General features: G+C 73.1%; 17 protein-coding genes and 2 tRNA genes. 13 read left to right on the top strand and 6 right to left on the bottom strand.

Annotated features, from left to right (window positions below; all coding sequences use genetic code 11):
- Positions 1 to 29 precede the first annotated feature (29 nt).
- A complete protein-coding gene (locus tag ACTVAJ_RS07000; RefSeq protein WP_470387239.1) occupies positions 30 to 410 on the top strand; it encodes an ArsR/SmtB family transcription factor in 381 nt (126 codons plus the stop codon).
- 378 nt (positions 411 to 788) lie between these two features.
- Here the strand turns inward: ACTVAJ_RS07000 and ACTVAJ_RS06995 are convergent, their stop codons facing one another.
- From ACTVAJ_RS06995 to ACTVAJ_RS06985, 3 genes are all read right to left on the bottom strand, one after another.
- Complete coding sequence (locus ACTVAJ_RS06995; protein ID WP_470387238.1) at positions 789 to 1,439, bottom strand: ArsR/SmtB family transcription factor; 651 nt, start codon at positions 1,437 to 1,439, stop codon at positions 789 to 791.
- Positions 1,440 to 1,443: 4 nt separating this feature from the next.
- Positions 1,444 to 2,301 carry an MBL fold metallo-hydrolase gene (locus tag ACTVAJ_RS06990; protein ID WP_470387237.1) on the bottom strand — a complete coding sequence of 286 codons (858 nt, stop codon included), beginning with the start codon at positions 2,299 to 2,301 and terminating at the stop codon, positions 1,444 to 1,446.
- A gap of 109 nt (positions 2,302 to 2,410) precedes the next feature.
- Entirely contained in the window at positions 2,411 to 4,180 is a 1,770-nt protein-coding gene (locus ACTVAJ_RS06985; protein WP_470387291.1) for an ABC transporter ATP-binding protein, read from the bottom strand.
- A 163-nt stretch (positions 4,181 to 4,343) separates the two neighbouring features.
- On the opposite strand from ACTVAJ_RS06985, the gene ACTVAJ_RS06980 reads away from it, so the two are divergent.
- Positions 4,344 to 4,913 (top strand): TetR/AcrR family transcriptional regulator, encoded by a 570-nt coding sequence (locus ACTVAJ_RS06980; RefSeq protein WP_470387236.1) that lies wholly within the window; start codon positions 4,344 to 4,346, stop codon positions 4,911 to 4,913.
- A gap of 48 nt (positions 4,914 to 4,961) precedes the next feature.
- Here the strand turns inward: ACTVAJ_RS06980 and ACTVAJ_RS06975 are convergent, their stop codons facing one another.
- Positions 4,962 to 5,255, bottom strand: a complete 294-nt coding sequence (locus ACTVAJ_RS06975) for a GroES family chaperonin (protein ID WP_017597826.1) — start codon at positions 5,253 to 5,255, stop codon at positions 4,962 to 4,964.
- Between the two features lie 153 nt (positions 5,256 to 5,408).
- On the opposite strand from ACTVAJ_RS06975, the gene ACTVAJ_RS06970 reads away from it, so the two are divergent.
- Positions 5,409 to 5,481: transfer RNA gene (locus ACTVAJ_RS06970), tRNA-Ala, on the top strand.
- A 118-nt stretch (positions 5,482 to 5,599) separates the two neighbouring features.
- On the opposite strand, the gene ACTVAJ_RS06965 is transcribed toward ACTVAJ_RS06970, so the two are convergent.
- Positions 5,600 to 6,634 (bottom strand): LacI family DNA-binding transcriptional regulator, encoded by a 1,035-nt coding sequence (locus ACTVAJ_RS06965; protein WP_470387235.1) that lies wholly within the window; start codon positions 6,632 to 6,634, stop codon positions 5,600 to 5,602.
- A gap of 154 nt (positions 6,635 to 6,788) precedes the next feature.
- Here ACTVAJ_RS06965 and ACTVAJ_RS06960 point away from each other — a divergent pair, with 154 nt between their 5' ends.
- From ACTVAJ_RS06960 to ACTVAJ_RS06935, 6 genes are all read left to right on the top strand, one after another.
- The gene (locus ACTVAJ_RS06960) at positions 6,789 to 8,420 is read left to right on the top strand and encodes an HAD family hydrolase (RefSeq protein ID WP_470387234.1); all 1,632 of its coding nucleotides are present in this window, start codon (positions 6,789 to 6,791) and stop codon (positions 8,418 to 8,420) included.
- A 10-nt stretch (positions 8,421 to 8,430) separates the two neighbouring features.
- On the top strand, positions 8,431 to 9,363 hold the full coding sequence (locus ACTVAJ_RS06955; protein WP_470387233.1) for a DUF8171 family membrane protein: 933 nt from the start codon (positions 8,431 to 8,433) through the stop codon (positions 9,361 to 9,363).
- On the top strand, positions 9,360 to 11,117 hold the full coding sequence (locus ACTVAJ_RS06950) for an ABC transporter ATP-binding protein (protein ID WP_470387232.1): 1,758 nt from the start codon (positions 9,360 to 9,362) through the stop codon (positions 11,115 to 11,117). Before ACTVAJ_RS06955 ends, ACTVAJ_RS06950 begins: the two co-directional genes overlap by 4 nt.
- Positions 11,110 to 11,940, top strand: a complete 831-nt coding sequence (locus ACTVAJ_RS06945) for an energy-coupling factor transporter transmembrane component T family protein (RefSeq protein ID WP_470387231.1) — start codon at positions 11,110 to 11,112, stop codon at positions 11,938 to 11,940. Before ACTVAJ_RS06950 ends, ACTVAJ_RS06945 begins: the two co-directional genes overlap by 8 nt.
- 103 nt (positions 11,941 to 12,043) lie before the next feature.
- Positions 12,044 to 12,116, top strand: a tRNA-Ala gene (locus ACTVAJ_RS06940).
- Positions 12,117 to 12,567: 451 nt separating this feature from the next.
- Entirely contained in the window at positions 12,568 to 13,008 is a 441-nt protein-coding gene (locus tag ACTVAJ_RS06935) for a hypothetical protein (RefSeq protein ID WP_470387230.1), read from the top strand.
- A 24-nt stretch (positions 13,009 to 13,032) separates the two neighbouring features.
- Here the strand turns inward: ACTVAJ_RS06935 and ACTVAJ_RS06930 are convergent, their stop codons facing one another.
- Entirely contained in the window at positions 13,033 to 13,617 is a 585-nt protein-coding gene (locus ACTVAJ_RS06930; RefSeq protein ID WP_470387229.1) for a TetR/AcrR family transcriptional regulator, read from the bottom strand.
- A gap of 73 nt (positions 13,618 to 13,690) precedes the next feature.
- On the opposite strand from ACTVAJ_RS06930, the gene ACTVAJ_RS06925 reads away from it, so the two are divergent.
- From ACTVAJ_RS06925 to ACTVAJ_RS06910, 4 genes are all read left to right on the top strand, one after another.
- Positions 13,691 to 14,344, top strand: a complete 654-nt coding sequence (locus ACTVAJ_RS06925) for a hypothetical protein (protein ID WP_470387228.1) — start codon at positions 13,691 to 13,693, stop codon at positions 14,342 to 14,344.
- A 33-nt stretch (positions 14,345 to 14,377) separates the two neighbouring features.
- Positions 14,378 to 15,190 carry an SGNH/GDSL hydrolase family protein gene (locus tag ACTVAJ_RS06920; RefSeq protein WP_470387227.1) on the top strand — a complete coding sequence of 271 codons (813 nt, stop codon included), beginning with the start codon at positions 14,378 to 14,380 and terminating at the stop codon, positions 15,188 to 15,190.
- 187 nt (positions 15,191 to 15,377) lie between these two features.
- On the top strand, positions 15,378 to 15,560 hold the full coding sequence (locus ACTVAJ_RS06915; protein ID WP_470387226.1) for an SRPBCC domain-containing protein: 183 nt from the start codon (positions 15,378 to 15,380) through the stop codon (positions 15,558 to 15,560).
- A gap of 13 nt (positions 15,561 to 15,573) precedes the next feature.
- Positions 15,574 to 15,741 carry an SRPBCC family protein gene (locus ACTVAJ_RS06910; RefSeq protein ID WP_470387225.1) on the top strand — a complete coding sequence of 56 codons (168 nt, stop codon included), beginning with the start codon at positions 15,574 to 15,576 and terminating at the stop codon, positions 15,739 to 15,741.
- The last annotated feature ends 20 nt before the right edge of the window (positions 15,742 to 15,761 follow it).

Here is a 15,761-nt window from a genome sequence, read left to right as displayed (position 1 = left end):
CATTTCTCGTACTGGGATAGGGTGGTGGCATGCTCGACATCGCGCCCACGTACAGTTCGCCGACCGCGGGGCCCGAGGCGCTCCCGGGGCCGCTCCCGGAGCCCGCGGCCGACGACATCAGGCTGGAGCGGGTGATGGCGGCCCTCTCCGACCCCCTGCGGCTGTCCATCGTGCGGCGGTTGCTGCTCGACTCGGACTCCTACGACATGCCCTGCGGCTGGTTCGGTATCGACCGGCCCAAGTCCACCGTCAGCCACCACTTCAAGACGCTGCGCGAGGCGGGTGTCCTCCGCCAGCGCCAGTACGGCCTCCAGCGCCGCAACCGCGTTCGCTACGAGGAGCTCAACGAGCGCTTCCCCGGTCTGCTCGGTCTCGTCCTCGACTGGTCCCCGAAGGAGGAGGCCGGCTGACGGCGGCCCGGAGCCGGCGGGGCGCGGGGGCGTCCATCCGTGTGGGAACCGGGGGAGGGGCCGCACGGGCGAGTCGGCTCCTGCCCCGGCCCTCCCGGGGCCGAGGGAGTGGTCCGCCCGTCTTCGGGTATGACCACCGTCACGCCGCGGAGGACGTGGCGGGAAGGGAAGTGGGGCCATGGAGCCCGCGAAGGACGACCCCCGAGACGATCCTCTCCAGAACGGTTCCGACCCCGCCAGCAGCGGGGAGGCGGAGCAGCAGATGGCCGACTGGGACGACGAGTAACCTCCGATCCGCGCCTGTGGGCAGGCGCGCGCCCGCCCCCGGCGACACGGGGGTTCCCTGTGCCGCCTGTGGGCGGGCGGCCCCGTCCGGCGTCACCCCGTTCCGCGCTCGCGCTTCCAGCGCACGTACCCGCCGCGCAGACTGCGGGCTCGGCGGCCGGTGGCGTTGACGGCGCGGACGGCGCGGGGCGAGACCACGCAGTACGGTCCCTGGCAGTAGGCCACGACCGTGGTGTCCCAGGGCAGCTCGGCCATGCGGGCCTCCAGTTCCCGGGACGGGATCGAGACCGCGCCCGGCAGGTGCCCCTGCGCGTACTCCCGCACCGACCGCAGGTCCACCACGAGCGCCTCCCCGCGCTCGACCATCTCCGCCAGTTCCCCGGCGGTGACGGCGCCCGAGCCGCCCTCCTCGCCCAGGTACCGCTCGACCTCCGCCCGGAGGTCCCCCATCCGCTGTTCGGCGAAGTCCTGGAAGCGCCCCAGGAACCCGGAGACGTCGGGGTCCCGGAGCGAGTAGTGCACCCGGGTCCCCTCCCTCCGGCTCGTGACCAGGCCCGCGGCGCGTAGCTGCTGGAGGTGGGCCGACGTGTTCTTCAGGGGCAGCCCGCCCCGCTGTGCCAGCTCCTCGACGGTGCACTCGCCCTGGTCCAGCAGGTCGAGCAGCCGCAGGCGGACCGGGGAGGACAACGCCTTGCCCACGCGGGCGAGGTGCTCGTAGACGGGGGCCTCGGGAAACTCGGTCATACCCCTAGTCATACTCGGGCAGGTCGCCCCGAAGGTAGGAGACGTACCGGTCGGCGTCGCGCAGGAGGACCTCCCTGGCGTTCCCCCCTACGCTCAGGTCCCACCAGCCGCCGTGGATGGTGTCGAACTCCAGGTCGCGCACGGCGTCGACGACGCGGCGCACGAGCCGCTCGGGCAGCGGGAGACGGTTCGGCGCGCTGTAGAGGAAGGTCACGTGGTCGCGGCCGGGGGTGACCATGACGGTGTCCCCCGTGAAGAGCGTCCCTCCGCCGCCGGCCAGGTGCAGGACCGCGCTGCCGGGGAAGTGTCCGCCGGTCTGGACGACGGTCACGCCGGGCAGCGGGCTCAGCGACCCGCTCCACCGCCTCACCCGACCGCTCGGCCACTGGAGCCACGGCTCGTCCGCCTCGGGAAGGGCGATCTCGGCGTCGAACAGCCGGGCCCACTCCACGGCCGCGCCGTACATGTGCGGATGGCTGGAGGCCACGACGGCGATCCCGCCCAGTCGCGCCACCTCGGCCACGGCCTCCTCGTCGAGGAAGACCGGCGGGTCCCACAGCAGGTTCCCCGCGTCGGTACCCACGAGGACGCTCCGGTGTCCCACACCGATGCCCGGTTCGACCCCCAGGCCGGTGACGCGTTCCTGGATCGGGCGCGTCACGACCCGGTACCCCTCGGCGGCCAGTTCGGCGCGGGTGGCGAACCGGTGGCCGGTCGGTGGAACGTACTGGCGGTCGTCCTCGCAGATCGGGCAGGTGCTCGGTGCCTCGGGCGAGGGGGCGAAGGCCGCCCCGCACGTGCGGCAGGTCCAGTAGTCCGCGGGGGTGCCTGGCACGACGTGCGGCGTGTGCTGGTCGGACACGGTGACTCCTTAATCTCATATTCTATTGATCAATAGAATATGAGGACGGCCGCCCCGGGCACAAGGGCGCAAGCTCCCCCGGGTGCGCCGGAGCGGGCCGTCCGGGGGCTCACATGGGCACCGTCGGCCTTGGCGCGTCCGCGGCGGCGCCGTTCCCGCGAGCATCGGCGATGTGCAGCGCCGCCACCAGCTCCCGGTACAGCGAGTCCCGATCCAGCAGGTCCCGGTGGGTGCCCTGCGCGCGCACCCGGCCCCCCTCCAGGACGATGATGCGGTCGGCGCCGATCACCGTGGACAGGCGGTGCGCGATGGTCACCACCGCGGCCCGCTCGGCGTGGCGGCGCACGGTCTCGGTGACGGCGGCCTCGGTGATCGCGTCCACCTGGGATGTCGCCTCGTCGAGCAGCAGCACGTCCGCCGAGCACAGGAGGGCGCGGGCGAGCGCGACCCGCTGGCGCTCGCCCCCGGAGAACGAGGTCGCCTCGAGCGGGGTGTCCAGTCCCTTCCCGAGCGCGTCCACCCGGTCCGTGAGCCGCACCTCACGCAGGACCCGGCGGATGTCCTCCTCGTCCGCGTCGGGGCGGCCGAACACCAGGTTCTCGCGCAGGGTTCCGGGCACCGCCGGCGTGTCCTGCTCCACGTACGCGAAGCGCTCGCGGACCCGGGCCGGGGTCAGGTCCCGGTAGGGGAGGCCGTCCAGCAGGATCCGGCCGTCCTCCGGTTCCAGGAAGCGCAGGAGCAGCGAGAACACGGTGGTCTTGCCCGCCCCCGAGGGGCCGACGATCGCGGTGTGCCCGCGCCTGGGCACGGTGAGGTCCACCGAGTCGAGGGCCGCGCCCGTTCCGGGCGCGTACCGCGCGGTGACCCCGCGCAGCTCCAGCAGGGCCTCTCCGGAGCCCGGGGAGGGGGCGTCCGCCACCGTGCCCGCCCCACCGGGGTCCGCCTCCGGTTCGAGCGGGATCCTCGCCACCTCGCGGATCCGTCGTGCGGCGGCGATCCCCGACTGGAGGTCCGTCACGCTCTGGGAGAGCTCCGAGACCGGGCCCATCAGGGTGAACGCGTAGAGCAGGAAGGCGACCAGGGTGGAGACCTCGATCGCCCCGGTGGCGGAGCGCACGGCGCCCAGCCCGAGGATGGCGATGATGGCGAGCTGCACGCCGCTGAAGGCGATCGTCATGGCGACGGCCCGGTGTCGCACGGCGCGGACGCTGTGCTCCGCCGACTCCCGGGCGTCGCGCAGGACCCGGCCGCCGAGCCGTTCCTCCGCCCGGCTGACCTTGACCGTGCGCATGGCGCGCAGGGCGCCCTCCAGGACACCGCCCATGGACCCGAGCGAGGCCTGCGCGCGCTCCTCGTACCGGGCGATCGCGGGCATCAGGGTCGTGAAGAGCGCCGCCACGACGACCACCGCGACGACCGCGGTACCCAGCAGGACCAGGTCGAGCAGCGCCATCATGACGAGCGTGCCGACCAGCAGGACCGTGCCGTTGACCAGGCTGACCACGCTGTGCCCGACCGCCTTGTTGAGGAGCACGGTGTCGGAGGTGACACGGGTGACCAGCTCGCCGAGCGGCCGCCTGTTCAGCGACTGGATCGCGGCGCGGAAGTAGCGCCGGACGATCGAGGTCCGGGCGTCCAGGACGATCCGCTCGGCCATCGTGCCCAGCAGGATCCAGTGCCACAGCCCCAGGGTCGCCCCCACCGCGAACAGCCCGAGCAGGAGGACGACGGGCGCGACGAGCCCGCCCCCCTCCGTGGCGGTGTCCAGGACCAGCTTGATCACCATCGGGTTGGCCAGTTCCAGGGCCGAACCGAGGAGCGCCAGGACCAGGCCGAGGAGAAGGCGGCCCCGGTGCGGACGCAGGAACGACCACAGCACGCGTAACTGGGCGAACCGAGGTTCGCTCTCGGGTGGGGATGAACGGGCACAGGTGTCCGATGATTGATCAGTCATGCCCTGAATTAGGTCACACGTGACCCATTATCGTCAACTGATGACCTGTCGGTCTAGGATGGAGGGCATGGCGAACCGGGCTTCTGCGATGGATGAGACGAGGACACGCGCGCGCACCCGCCGGGCGATCCTCAAAGCGGCGGTCGAGGTCCTGGAGGAGAACTCCGCGGCACCGCTGTCGGAGGTGGCCGGAACGGCCGGGGTGGCGCGGAGCACGCTGCAGCGCTACTTCCCCGAGCGCTCGGACCTTGTCTGCGCCCTGGGGGAGTATGTGGAGGAGCTCGTGAACGAGGCCACCGAACGGGCGCGTACCACCGAGGGCACCGCCATCGAGGCCTTCTCCCGCCTGGTCGCCGAGTACTTCGGGGTGCGCAAGGCCGTCATGGCCGCCTTCGGGGACCAGGACGCCGCGCAGCGGAACCCGGAGGAGGAGTGCGACGGGCCCGCGGACCTGGCCCTCTACGCACTCGTCGAACGGGGGCACGAGGACGGCACCATCGACCCCAGGATCACGCCGCTGTGGGCGCAGCAGTTGCTGTGGTCGGGTCTGTACGCCGGGGAGACCTACGTCCGGGTCGCCAGGGTCCCCGCCTTCGAGGCGCTCAACATGTGCCTGCTGTCCCTGGTGAAGGCGGTGTCCGCGCAGCGGCGGACGTGAGAGGGGCGACGGCGTCCGCCGCGCGGGAGGGCGCGGCGGGACGACCGATCAGAGATAGAGGCCGGTTCCCCGCTCGGGGGACTCGTTGGCGACGGCGTGGACGTCGCGTTCGCGCAGGATGACGTAGCGCTCGCCGTTCAGTTCGACCTCGCCCTGGTCCTCGGGGTCGAACAGCACGCGATCGCCGGTCTTGACGTGGCGGGCGCCCGTTCCGGCGCCGCAGACCTCGCCCCAGGCGAGCCTCGTCGCCAGCTTCACCGTGTCCGGGATGACCAGACCGGCGCTGCTACGCCGCTCGCTCTTGTCCGGGACCGCCCTCACCAGCAGGCGGTCGTGGAGCATCTGGATTTCAAGCTTTGATTCGGGCACCATTCCAGGGTATTCGGCCCCGACCGCGGGTCCCTCCGGCCCTCGGTGGAGCGCGATGGCACGACCCACTCCCGGGCTCCGGTAGAGTGTTGTCAACGCCGAGCGGGGAAACCGCCCGGCACACCAGGGGCTATGGCGCAGTTGGTAGCGCGCCTCCATGGCATGGAGGAGGTCTGGGGTTCGAATCCCCATAGCTCCACCCGAATCCGAGACGACCCTGCTCGCGCGTGACCGCGCTGGCCGGGTCGTTTCGTCGTTCCCGCCCGGGGGGGCGAACCCCGGACCCCCGATGCGGTGCTTCGCCCCGCGGGTTCGGGTCAGGATCCGCGGACAGGAGCGGTCGAGGCGCGGACCACGAGGCTCGGGGACAGGACCTCGTGACGGTCCTCACCCCGCCCGGACAGGCGCTCCGCCACCATCTCCACCGCCAGTCCCCCCATCACCAGGCGCGGCTGGTCCACGCTGGTCAGGCGGGGACGCACGGTCTCGGCGAGGGCGGTGTTGTCGTACCCCACGACCGACAGCTCCTCCGGGACGGCGATCCCCTCCGCGTGGGCCCGGTCCAGGATCGCGAGTGCCGCCGGGTCGTTGACGGCGAACACCCCCGTCGGGCGGGAGGACAGCAGCGCCTCCGCCGCGCGTTCCCGCCCGCTCGGGTCGTCGCCGATCTCCTGGACGGCCACGTGACTCTCCGCTCCGAGGGAGAGCATGGCCTCCCGGTATCCCGTCCTGCGGGCGCGTGAGGCCGGGCGACGGGAGCCCGACAGATGGGCGATCCGCTCGTGTCCGAGTTCGGCCAGGTGCCGGACGGCCGCCCGGGCCCCCGCGCGGTCGTCGTTGGCGACGGTGTCCACACCCGGGGTGAAACGGTCCGGGCGCCCCACCATCACGACCGGGGCGCGGCGCGCTGCGGCGGCCAGCGCGTTCGGCTCGACCCAGGAGCTCACCACGACCACACCGTCCACGTTCAGCTGCAACAGGGCGTCGAGCTGGTGCGTCAGCCGTGCCCGGTCGCGCCGTCCGTGCGCCAGCAGGACGGTGAGGCCCCTGGCCTCGGCGGCCTCCTCCACCCCGGCCACGACCTCGGTGTGGTACGGGTTCGCCAGGTCGGTGAGGAGCACCCCGAGGATCATCGTGCGTCCCTGCACCAGTCCCCGGGCGAGGGCGTTGGACCGGTACCCGAGCCGTTCCGCGGTCGCCAGGATGCGGGCGCCGGTCGCGGCGCTCACCCCGGGGTCCCCGCGCAGTGCCAGGGACACCAGTGACTTGGACACCCCCGCGGCCGCGGCGACGTCCACGATCGTGGGGCGTCCTCCGCGCCGGGGCCGCCCGTCTCCGTCTGTGGTCGTCACCCCGCCATTGTGTCGTGTCCCGGGCGGAACTCCCACTCGGATCTGGAACGTTCCAGGGTCGTTTCCCGCAGAGTCATCCACAGGATCCGCGGTGTCGGTGGCGCGTACCTACGGTTGCCGGTGAACACGGCCCCGACCCCCACAGGAGACGCTCGTGGACCACCCTCCCCCGCCCCTGCGCCGACGCCCGGACGCGCTCCTCCTCGACTTCGGCGGTGTGGTCTTCCAGACCCGCAAGCGGCCCGACGGCCGCGCCGACGTCGCCCGCCACCTGCACGGTGTCCTGACCCGCGCCGGACACGACGTGGCGGTCGGGCGGCTGCGCGACTCCCTGGACGCCGGGCTCGCCGCGCTCAGGGACTGGAAGAACGCCGCCGGACGGCGTCGCACCCCCGCCGAACTCGACCACCGCACGATCTGGACCGACTTCCTCGCCTCCGACCTGGACGCACGGGCACGGGAGGTTCTGGCGGGCGACGCCGCGGGGCTCCTGGCCGCCATGTCCCCGCTGATGTCCGAACACCGGGTGCGGCCGGGCGTGCGGGACCTCCTCACCGTCGCCCGCGACCTCGGAGTGCGCGTCGGCATGGTCTCCAACGCCCACTCCGGCCGCTCCCACCGGGGCCTCGTGCGCGAGGCCGGGCTCGAGGAGTACTTCGGCGTGCAGGTCTACTCCGACGAGGTCGGCATCCGCAAACCCCATCCGGAGATGATCGGCCTCGCCGCCCGGGCGCTCGGCACGGTCCCCGAGCGCTGCTGGTACGTCGGCGACACACAGGACCGGGACGTGGTCGCCGGGCGGCGCGCGGGCACGGGCGCGGTGGTCCTCACCCGGCACCACCACACCGACACACCGCCCTACCCCGTCCGGGACCGGGCCGACGCCGTCCTGGACACCCCCGAGGGCCTGGTGTCCCCCCTCCGGAACAGTCGTCCGGCGTCCGGCGGCCCCTCTCCGGAGCCCGCCCGCGGGCCTTCCTCCGAGGGGTGTGCCCCCGGCGCCCTCCTGCTCGACCAGGGCGGCGTCGTCGTCCTGTCCACACCGGCCCCGGGCGCCTGGCGCTCCTTCACCGAGAGCGTCGCCGAGCGGCTCGACCGGGCCGGGTACGCCACCACCCCCGACGCCGTCGACACCCTCGTCCGCGAGGGCCGTGACCGCTACCGCACCTGGAAGGCCGGGCACCCGGACGCGGGGCCGATCCCCGAGATCACCCCGCGGGAGTTCTGGCACGACCTGGTCGGGCGGGACCTGCCCGAGCACGCCCGGTCCCTGCTCCTGGCCGAGTCGGCCCAGCTCACCCTGGAGTACGCGCGGTCCAAGAGCCACGCGGTCCCGCGCCGAGGCGTCCGCGAGGTCCTGGAGTTCTGCGCCGACCGCGCGATCCCGGTCGCGATCGTCTCCAACACCGTGTGCGGCCGGGCCGCGCGTGAGGAGCTCGACCGCTTCGGGTTCACCCACCTCGTCGGCGCCCACGTCTACTCCGACGAACTCGGCCGCCGCAAACCCGACCCCGCGACCGTCCGCGCCGCCGCCACCGCCCTCGGAGCGGACCCGGCCGACTGCTGGTTCGTCGGGGACAAGCCCTGGCGCGACACCGCGGCGGCGCACGCGGCCGGGGTCGGCACGGCGGTGGTCGTGCGCGGCGGGTCGGCCGACGACGACCGGATCGACGCCGCGCTCACCGGCCCGCCCGAGCGGCGGCCCGCCCACGTCATCGACCAGATGCACGACCTCCTCGGCCTGTGGACCGACGGATCCCTCCCCCGCACCCCCTCCAGCACCTGAAAGGCGTGTCATGACCGACTCCCCCCGCAGCGCGGTGATCCCCGACCCACGGAACCGCTCCGGCCCGCCGGAACCCAACTCCGGGCAGCGGCTCATGGTCTTCGTGCTCTCGATGACCCTGTTCGGGCTGGCGAACATCGTCACGGAGGTCCTCCCCGAGATCCGGGTCGGCCCCGTCGAACTCGGTGTGTCCTACCTGGCCTTCGTCCCGGTGCTCATGGTCGCCCTCTTCCACCCGCTGTACGCGGCCCTGGGCGCCCCCCTCGGCGAGATCGTCTTCGCCGACCTGCTCATGGGCGACTTCTCCGGGATCGGGGAACTGGAGGGCTACCTCCAGATGTTCCTGGCCCTCTACGTCGCCGGCTGTCTGGTGCGCGACCCGGGCCGCAGGTGGCAGCTCGCCCTGGCGAGCGTGGTCACGGTCGCCGTGGACAAGATGCTGTCCGCCACCGTGGACGTCGCCAAGGTGTGGGTGGGCGTCGAGGAGGCCGACTCCGTTCCCGGCCTGCCCGAGTCGGTCCTCGTCCTGGAGGGTGTCGACTTCGCCGTCGCCCTCGTCGTCAGCGGCGTCCTGTTCGGTGCCCTGCCCGCGATGGTGCTGGGACCCCGGCTGCACGGAAGGATCGAGCCGCTGCTCGGTATGGCCCCGCGCGACCCCCGGCACCGGATCCGGCTCGCCGAGCGCGGTACGGGGGCCTTCCTCCTGCTCGCCGTCCTCCTGTCGTTCGTGGCGATGATCGCGGCGTTCACCAGCGAGATCGTGGACAACTTCGGGGTCTGGGAACCGGACTTCGTCGAGCTCCACGGTGCCCGTTTCCTGTGGGTCGGTGCGTCCGCGGCGCTCATCGTGCTGGTCGGGCTGGTCGTCTCGGTCCGGTTCGTCCTGCGGTCGCGCGCACGGCGCGCCGCCCAGGACCACGGGGCGGGGGAGGGGCGGTCATGACCTCCGCCGAGGGGGTCGCGCCGCCGGGTGCCGCCGACGCGTCCGCGCCCGCGATCGAGGTGTCGGGCCTCACCTTCCGCTACCCGGGTGCCGACCGCGACAGTCTGTGCGGAGTGGACCTGCGGATCGAGCGCGGCGACTTCACCGCGGTGGTCGGCGGCAACGGGTCCGGCAAGACCACCCTGTGCAAGACGTTCAACGGGCTGGTCCCGCACTACTGGTCGGGAACCTTCGAGGGCCGGGTCGGGGTCCTGGGACGGGACACCCGCGAGGTGTCCGTCGCCGCGCTGTCCCACCTCGTCGGCTACGTCTACCAGGACTTCGGCAACCAGCTGGTGCGGCCCACCGTGCGCGACGAGGTCGCCTTCGCCCCCGTCAACTTCGGCCTGCCCGACCACCGCGAACGCACCGACGAGGCCATGGGCCTGCTCGGTGTCGCCCACCTCGCGGACCGCTTCACCTGGCAGCTCTCCGGCGGCCAGCAGCACCTGGTCGCGCTGGCCAGCGTGATGGCGCTGCGCCCGGGCGTGGTCGTGGTGGACGAACCGGTGGCCGAACTCGACCCGGCCCGGGCGACCCGGATCTACGAGGTGCTCGAAGACCTCAACCGGCGCCTCGGCACCACCGTGGTGGTCATCGAGCACCACGCCGAGTACGTGGCCAGGTACGCCCGTTCCGTGGTGCTCATGGCCGACGGCGCGCCCGTCTGGCACCTGCCGACCCGCGCTGCGATGGGCCGGGCCGAGGAACTGGAGCGCCACGGGATACCCGCGCCCCAGGTGGTACGGGTGGCGCACGGACTCGAACCGGCGTCGCCGCCCCCGCTGACCGTGGCGGAGGCCGCCGACCGCTTGCGGGGGCGGACCGCGCCCCCGGCGGTCCACCGCACCGAACGGGAGGCGGATCCGGAGCCGGCCGGAGGGGCGGTCGCGGAACTGGTCGGGGTCCGGCACGGCCACCGCGATGTCGGCGGGAACCTGTCGGTCGTCCTGGACGGCCTCGACCTCACCCTGCACGACGGGGAACGCGTCGCCCTCGTGGGCGGCAACGGCGCGGGCAAGTCCACCCTGCTCCGCCTGCTCACCGGGTTGAAGGTGCCCAGGGAGGGGACCGTGCGGATCGGCGGCACCGACACCCGGACGGTGGGGCCGAACGCCCTCGCCGACCGGGTCTGCCACCTGTACCAGCGTCCCGAGCAGATGTTCCTCAGGGACAGCGTGTACGAGGACGTGGCCATGTTCCCGAGGGGGCGCGGCCGGGCCGACACCGACTCCCTGGTCGCCACCGTCCTGGACCGCGTCGGCCTGTCCGGTCTCGCCGAACGCGACGGCCGCCTGCTCTCCGGCGGTCAGCAGCGCAGGGCGACGCTGGCCATCGGGCTGGCCACGCACCCGGCCCTGCTCCTGCTGGACGAACCCACGTCCAGTCTGGACACCGCCAGCCGCGACGCGGTCATCGCCATGCTGGACGCCCTCGCCGACACGATCCGGTGCACCGTCGTGGCCACCCACGACATGCACCTGGTCGCCGAGTGGGCGGGCAGGGTCCTCGTGCTCGACGGCGGGCGAATCGCGGCCGACACCGACCCGGCCGGGCTGTTCGCGGACACCGCGCTCATGGAGTCGGTCGGACTGGAGCCGCCCCAGGTCACACGGCTGGGGGCTGAGTTGGGGATGACACCGCCGCCGTTGTCGGTGCCGGAACTGCTGACCCGGCTGGGCGGGGGACGGGCGGAGGTGGGGGATCGTGCGTAGGGAACGGGAACGGCTCTCGGTGGAGTGGGTCAAGCTCGAACTGCTCCGGACCGCCTACGCCACCCGCGGCGGACTGCTGGCCGGAAGGGACCCCCGGGCCGTGGTCGGCTGGTACCTGGTCCTGGCCGTGGTGCCGTGGCTCACGCACAACGTCACGGTGCTCGCCGGGCTGTTCGCCGTGTGCGCCGCCGCCGTCGTGCTCAGCAGGGTCGGGCCCCTGGTCCTGGGGCTGTTCGTGATCGGGTTCGCCCTGGAGAGCCTCTACGTCCTGGCCGCCGCGTGGCTGTTCGGCGGTGACACGAGTACCGTCCTGGCACTGGCGGAGTTCACCCTGAAGCTGGCGACCGTGAGTCTGGCCAGCATGGCGGCGTTCGTCTCGCTCGACCCGGAGAAGCTCTCCGACGCCCTGTTGAGTCTGCACGCGCCCGCGATGGTCAGCTTCGGGGTCAGCTACGGGTACCGGATGCTGCCCGTCCTCATGGAGGAGTTCCACACCGTGGTCGACGGCCACCGGCTGCGCGCCGCGCCGCTCGCGGCGAAGGGGTTCCTGGGGTGGCGGGTGGCGGCCCGGACGGCCACGACGCTCGTGTCCGCGTTCTACCCGCTCATGCTCAACACCGCGAAGCGGACACGGACCACGGTGGAGGCCCTGGAGACCCGCGGGTTCACCTACGCGGCCGAGCACCCCGACGGCAGGAGGATCCGCCTCGCGGCCCTGCGGGCGGACCGCTGGGACGCGGTGTTCCTGGGGGTCACGCTGGTCCTCGTGGCCGTCTGCTTCGCCGTCGGCCGCGCCTTCCCCCTCCCGGGAGCCGCCGCCTGACCGCGGGCGCGCGCGGCGGGCGCTCCGGGAACCCGGAGCGCCCGCCGCTGACCGGTCGCTCCACTCCCCGTCGTCCGGTAGACTCTTCTCCGTTGCTTCACACGGGGCTATGGCGCAGTTGGTAGCGCGCCTCCATGGCATGGAGGAGGTCTGGGGTTCGAATCCCCATAGCTCCACTCGACTCCGAGACGACCCTGCTCGCGCGTGAGCGCGCTCGCCGGGTCGTCTCGTCGTTTCTTCCGGGGGGCGACCCCCAGGCCCCCGGTGCGGGGCTTCGCCCCGCGGGTCCGCGTGGCTCCGGAACGACCCTGAATCCGAGACGACCCTGCTCGCGCGTGAGCGCGCTCGCCGGGTCGTCTCGTCGTTTCTTCCGGGGGGCGACCCCCAGGCCCCCGGTGCGGGGCTTCGCCCCGCGGGTCCGCGTGGCTCCGGAACGACCCTGCCCGTGCGTGAGCGCGCTGGCCGGGTCGTTTCGTCGTTCCCGCCCGCGGGGGCGACCCCCAGACCCCGGTGTTCCGCCCGGCCCGCGCCCGTTTCCGGCGGGAAGCCTCGTGTGCGGGGGAACCGGTTCGCCGCTGTCCGCGTCCAATCGGGCAGATCCCCAGAACCGACACACACGGGGGTGCAATGCGCAGTCTGTGGACCCGGATCTCCCTTCCCGCCTTCCTTCGCCGCGCCGAACCGTCGCCGCCGGCCCCCTGCCGGAACTGTGAGTCCCCGCCCGTCGTCCCCGCCCCGTCTCCCGCCGACGGCGGGTCCGGCGCGGAACCGTTCACCACGGCCGAATGGGACCGTGTGGTCCGTGCCGCCGCGGTCGACAAGCTCGAGCAGGTGCTGGGCGACAGCTACACCCTCCTCGCCGAGCACGCCCTCCGCGCGCCCGCCGACTCTCCGGACCTGTGGCGGGTCCGCCGGATCCGCGCGGCCCTGACCGCGCTCTCCGAGGACCTGGGCCCGCGCTCACGCCGCGCGCGACGCGGGGAACGCGCCTGGATCGAGTCCGACCTGCTGCCGACCGTGTTGCGTGCCGAGGCCGAGATCGGTCGTCTGTGCGCGGGGCTGCGCTGACGCCCCACCGGTCCTCCCGCGGGGTCACGCGCGCAGGACGGCCAGCGCCGCCGCGGTGATGACCCCGACCACCTCCTCCGCGTTCCGGTCCGCCGTGGCCAGCGCGTCGTAGGTCTCGAAACCGGTCAGCTGCCAGACGACGTCCGCCGCGTCCGCCCCCGCGTCCCGGCCGAACCGTTCGAGGACCGCGCGCAGGGCCGACCGTCGCATCCCGTCCCTCTCCCGCAGGAGCGTCGCCAGTTCCGGGTCGAGTGCGGCCATCCCGCGCAGCCGTCGGATCACCACCCTGTCGGTCTCCCAGAAGCCGGCGAAGGTCCGCGTGAAGGCCGCCATCGCCGCCGCCTCGTCCGCGGCGGCGAACGCGGTGTCCAGCCCCATTCCGGCCTGCTCGGCGAGGTGGTCGAACAGGGCTTCCAGAAGTCCGGCCTTCGAACCGAACGTGTTGTACACGGTCTGCCGGGACACGTCCGCGGACCTGGCGATCTCGGGCACGGAGATCTTCGTGGCGGCCGACTCCGCGAGCAGGCCGCGGGCCGCCCCCAGGACGCGCAGGCGCGTCTCCCCGGAGGCCTCGTCGCGTTTGGGTGACCGGTACTCGCGCGGACTCATCGGTCTTGACCGCCTCTCGTTTTGGATTTACAGTCTGTCCAACTAATTCTATCATCCACACTTGGGAGCTCCCATGCTCGGCTCGACCGACCAGACCTCCGCTCCGCCCGTCGGCCGATGGCCCCTCGCGGGGCTCTCCTTCGCCGGGCTCTTCATCGGCGGCCTCGTCCTGGCCGCCGTCCTCGGGACGGGAACCTACCCCTCCCCGTTCGGGTCCGCCGACGCCACGGCCGCCTACTTCGCCGACAACACCACCGCCGTGCGCGGTCAGTCCCTCCTGCACACCCTCGCGGTGATCCCGCTCCTGGTCTTCGTCGGTGCCCTGGCCGAGCAGGTCCCCGACCCCCGTCCCCGCCGGCTCGTCACGTCCTCCGGCTCCGTCGCCGCCGCCCTGCTGCTGTTCAGCGCGCTGTGCGGTGTGGCGCTGGTCTTCCCCGGGATACCCGGTGAGTCCCTCACGGTCCTGCACGTCCTCGCCTTCCTCACCGGCGGTGTGGGGCACGTGGTCCTCCTCGGCGTCCTCGTCGGGGCCGCCACGGCGGCGACGGCCCGCGCGGTGCCGCTCTGGCTGACCGGGCTCGGGTTCCTGTCCGCGGCCCTGTGCGTGGCCTCCCTGTCATCGGTCGTCCTGGAGGCCGCCACGGTGCTGCTCCCCCTCGGCCGGTTCACCGCCATCGTTTGGATCATCGCCACCGCGCTGCGCCTCGTCCTGCGCCGCGCCGCCTGAGCCGTGCCCGTCACATGGAAAGGAGGGTCCGGGATGACCGGCCCCGCCATCGACAAGATGCTCCGCTTCACCCACCCCGAGCGGCAGTTCGGCTACCTGCCGGGAATGGCCGACGCCCTGCCCGCGCTCTACGGCCTCACCCCCGAGGAGTACTCCGCCGCGCGGGCCCGCATGTCCGATGCCGCCAGGTCGGCCGCCCGGGCGCTGCTGGAGGCTTCGGATTTCGCGGCGCGCGTGGACGCGCTTCCGTTCTCCCCCGGGCAGACGGTCCTCGCCCTCGGCGACAGCGCCACCGGCGATCTCCTCTCCTGGGTCGAGGTCCTGCGCCACCTGCTGGCCCTGCGGTCGAAGGAGGGGGTGACCGTGGTCAACGCGGGCGTCACCGGCCAGACCAGCGCGATGGCCCTGCGCGGTTGGCCCTCGGTCCTGTCCGTCCACGCTCCCGACTGGGTCGTCTGCATGCTGGGCGGCAACGACGCCGTCCGTGTCGGGCCGACCGCGGCCAAGCCCCTGGTCCGGCCCTCCGAGACCGTCGGCAACCTCACCGAGGTCCGACGGATCGCGGCCGCCCGCACCCGCGCCCGCTGGGTGTGGATCACGCCGACCCCCGTCGACGAGGAGCGCGTCCGCGCCTTCCCGCCCTTCGGAGCCGCCGGACTGTCCTGGGCCAACGCCGACGTCGAGGCGATCGCCGGCGCTGTCGCGGGCTTCGCCGATCCCGTCGTCGACGCGTCGGAGGCGGTCACGGGCACCGAACCGTTCGAACCCGACGGCGTGCACCTGTCGCCCGACGCGCAGGCGCGGTTGGCCCGCCTGGTCGTCGAACGGCTCGTGCGCGGTCGCTGAGCCCGGTTCCCGACCCCCCACACCGCGTCCCCTTGCCTCCGGGGCGCCCGTTCCGACTGGAGGCCGCTCCCCCCGGAGCGGGCGTCCGAGTGGATCGGGCGCTACCGCGAACGGTGGGAGGACCGCTTCGACCGCCTCGGCCGGGAACTCCGCGGGATCACGGACACCACACAAGGAGGGAACGACCGTGAGTGACCTCGCAGTGACCGTCGAACCCGGGCGACAGGACGTCCTCGTCAGGCGCGGCTTCGACGCCCCGCGCGAGGTCGTCTTCCGGGCCGTGACCGAGCCCGAGCACATCGCCCGGTGGTGGGGGTTCGGGGACACCGAGACCCGAGCGGGTCGTCCAGACCTTCGAGTACGAGGGTGAGCCCGGCCACGTCATGCTGGAGACGTGCCGTCTGGAGAGCGACGGCGACCGGACGGTGTACACGGCCTGCCCCGTCCTCCCGTCGGTCGGGGACCGCGACGGCATGGTCAGATCCGGGATGGAGAAGGGCCGCACCGAGCCGATGGACGCGCTGGCGGAGGTCGTCGCCTCGCCCGTGTGAACCGGTCGGCCGGGTCAGCG

This window comes from Nocardiopsis sp. KDC1DS13DA1, assembly GCF_055632325.1.
Note: the sequence above shows the minus strand (reverse complement) of the source record. Positions and strands in the feature narration are given on the sequence as shown.

Excerpts from the sequence above, each read along its gene's own strand:
- ACTVAJ_RS07000 (WP_470387239.1), top strand. The coding sequence starts at position 30 with ATGCTCGACATCGCGCCCACGTACAGTTCGCCGACCGCGGGGCCCGAG.
- ACTVAJ_RS06995 (WP_470387238.1), bottom strand. The coding sequence starts at position 1,439 with ATGACCGAGTTTCCCGAGGCCCCCGTCTACGAGCACCTCGCCCGCGTG.
- ACTVAJ_RS06980 (WP_470387236.1), top strand. The coding sequence starts at position 4,344 with ATGGATGAGACGAGGACACGCGCGCGCACCCGCCGGGCGATCCTCAAA.
- ACTVAJ_RS06975 (WP_017597826.1), bottom strand. The coding sequence starts at position 5,255 with ATGCTCCACGACCGCCTGCTGGTGAGGGCGGTCCCGGACAAGAGCGAG.
- ACTVAJ_RS06955 (WP_470387233.1), top strand. The coding sequence starts at position 8,431 with ATGACCGACTCCCCCCGCAGCGCGGTGATCCCCGACCCACGGAACCGC.
- ACTVAJ_RS06950 (WP_470387232.1), top strand. The coding sequence starts at position 9,360 with ATGACCTCCGCCGAGGGGGTCGCGCCGCCGGGTGCCGCCGACGCGTCC.
- ACTVAJ_RS06935 (WP_470387230.1), top strand. The coding sequence starts at position 12,568 with ATGCGCAGTCTGTGGACCCGGATCTCCCTTCCCGCCTTCCTTCGCCGC.
- ACTVAJ_RS06930 (WP_470387229.1), bottom strand. The coding sequence starts at position 13,617 with ATGAGTCCGCGCGAGTACCGGTCACCCAAACGCGACGAGGCCTCCGGG.
- ACTVAJ_RS06925 (WP_470387228.1), top strand. The coding sequence starts at position 13,691 with ATGCTCGGCTCGACCGACCAGACCTCCGCTCCGCCCGTCGGCCGATGG.
- ACTVAJ_RS06920 (WP_470387227.1), top strand. The coding sequence starts at position 14,378 with ATGACCGGCCCCGCCATCGACAAGATGCTCCGCTTCACCCACCCCGAG.
- ACTVAJ_RS06910 (WP_470387225.1), top strand. The coding sequence starts at position 15,574 with ATGCTGGAGACGTGCCGTCTGGAGAGCGACGGCGACCGGACGGTGTAC.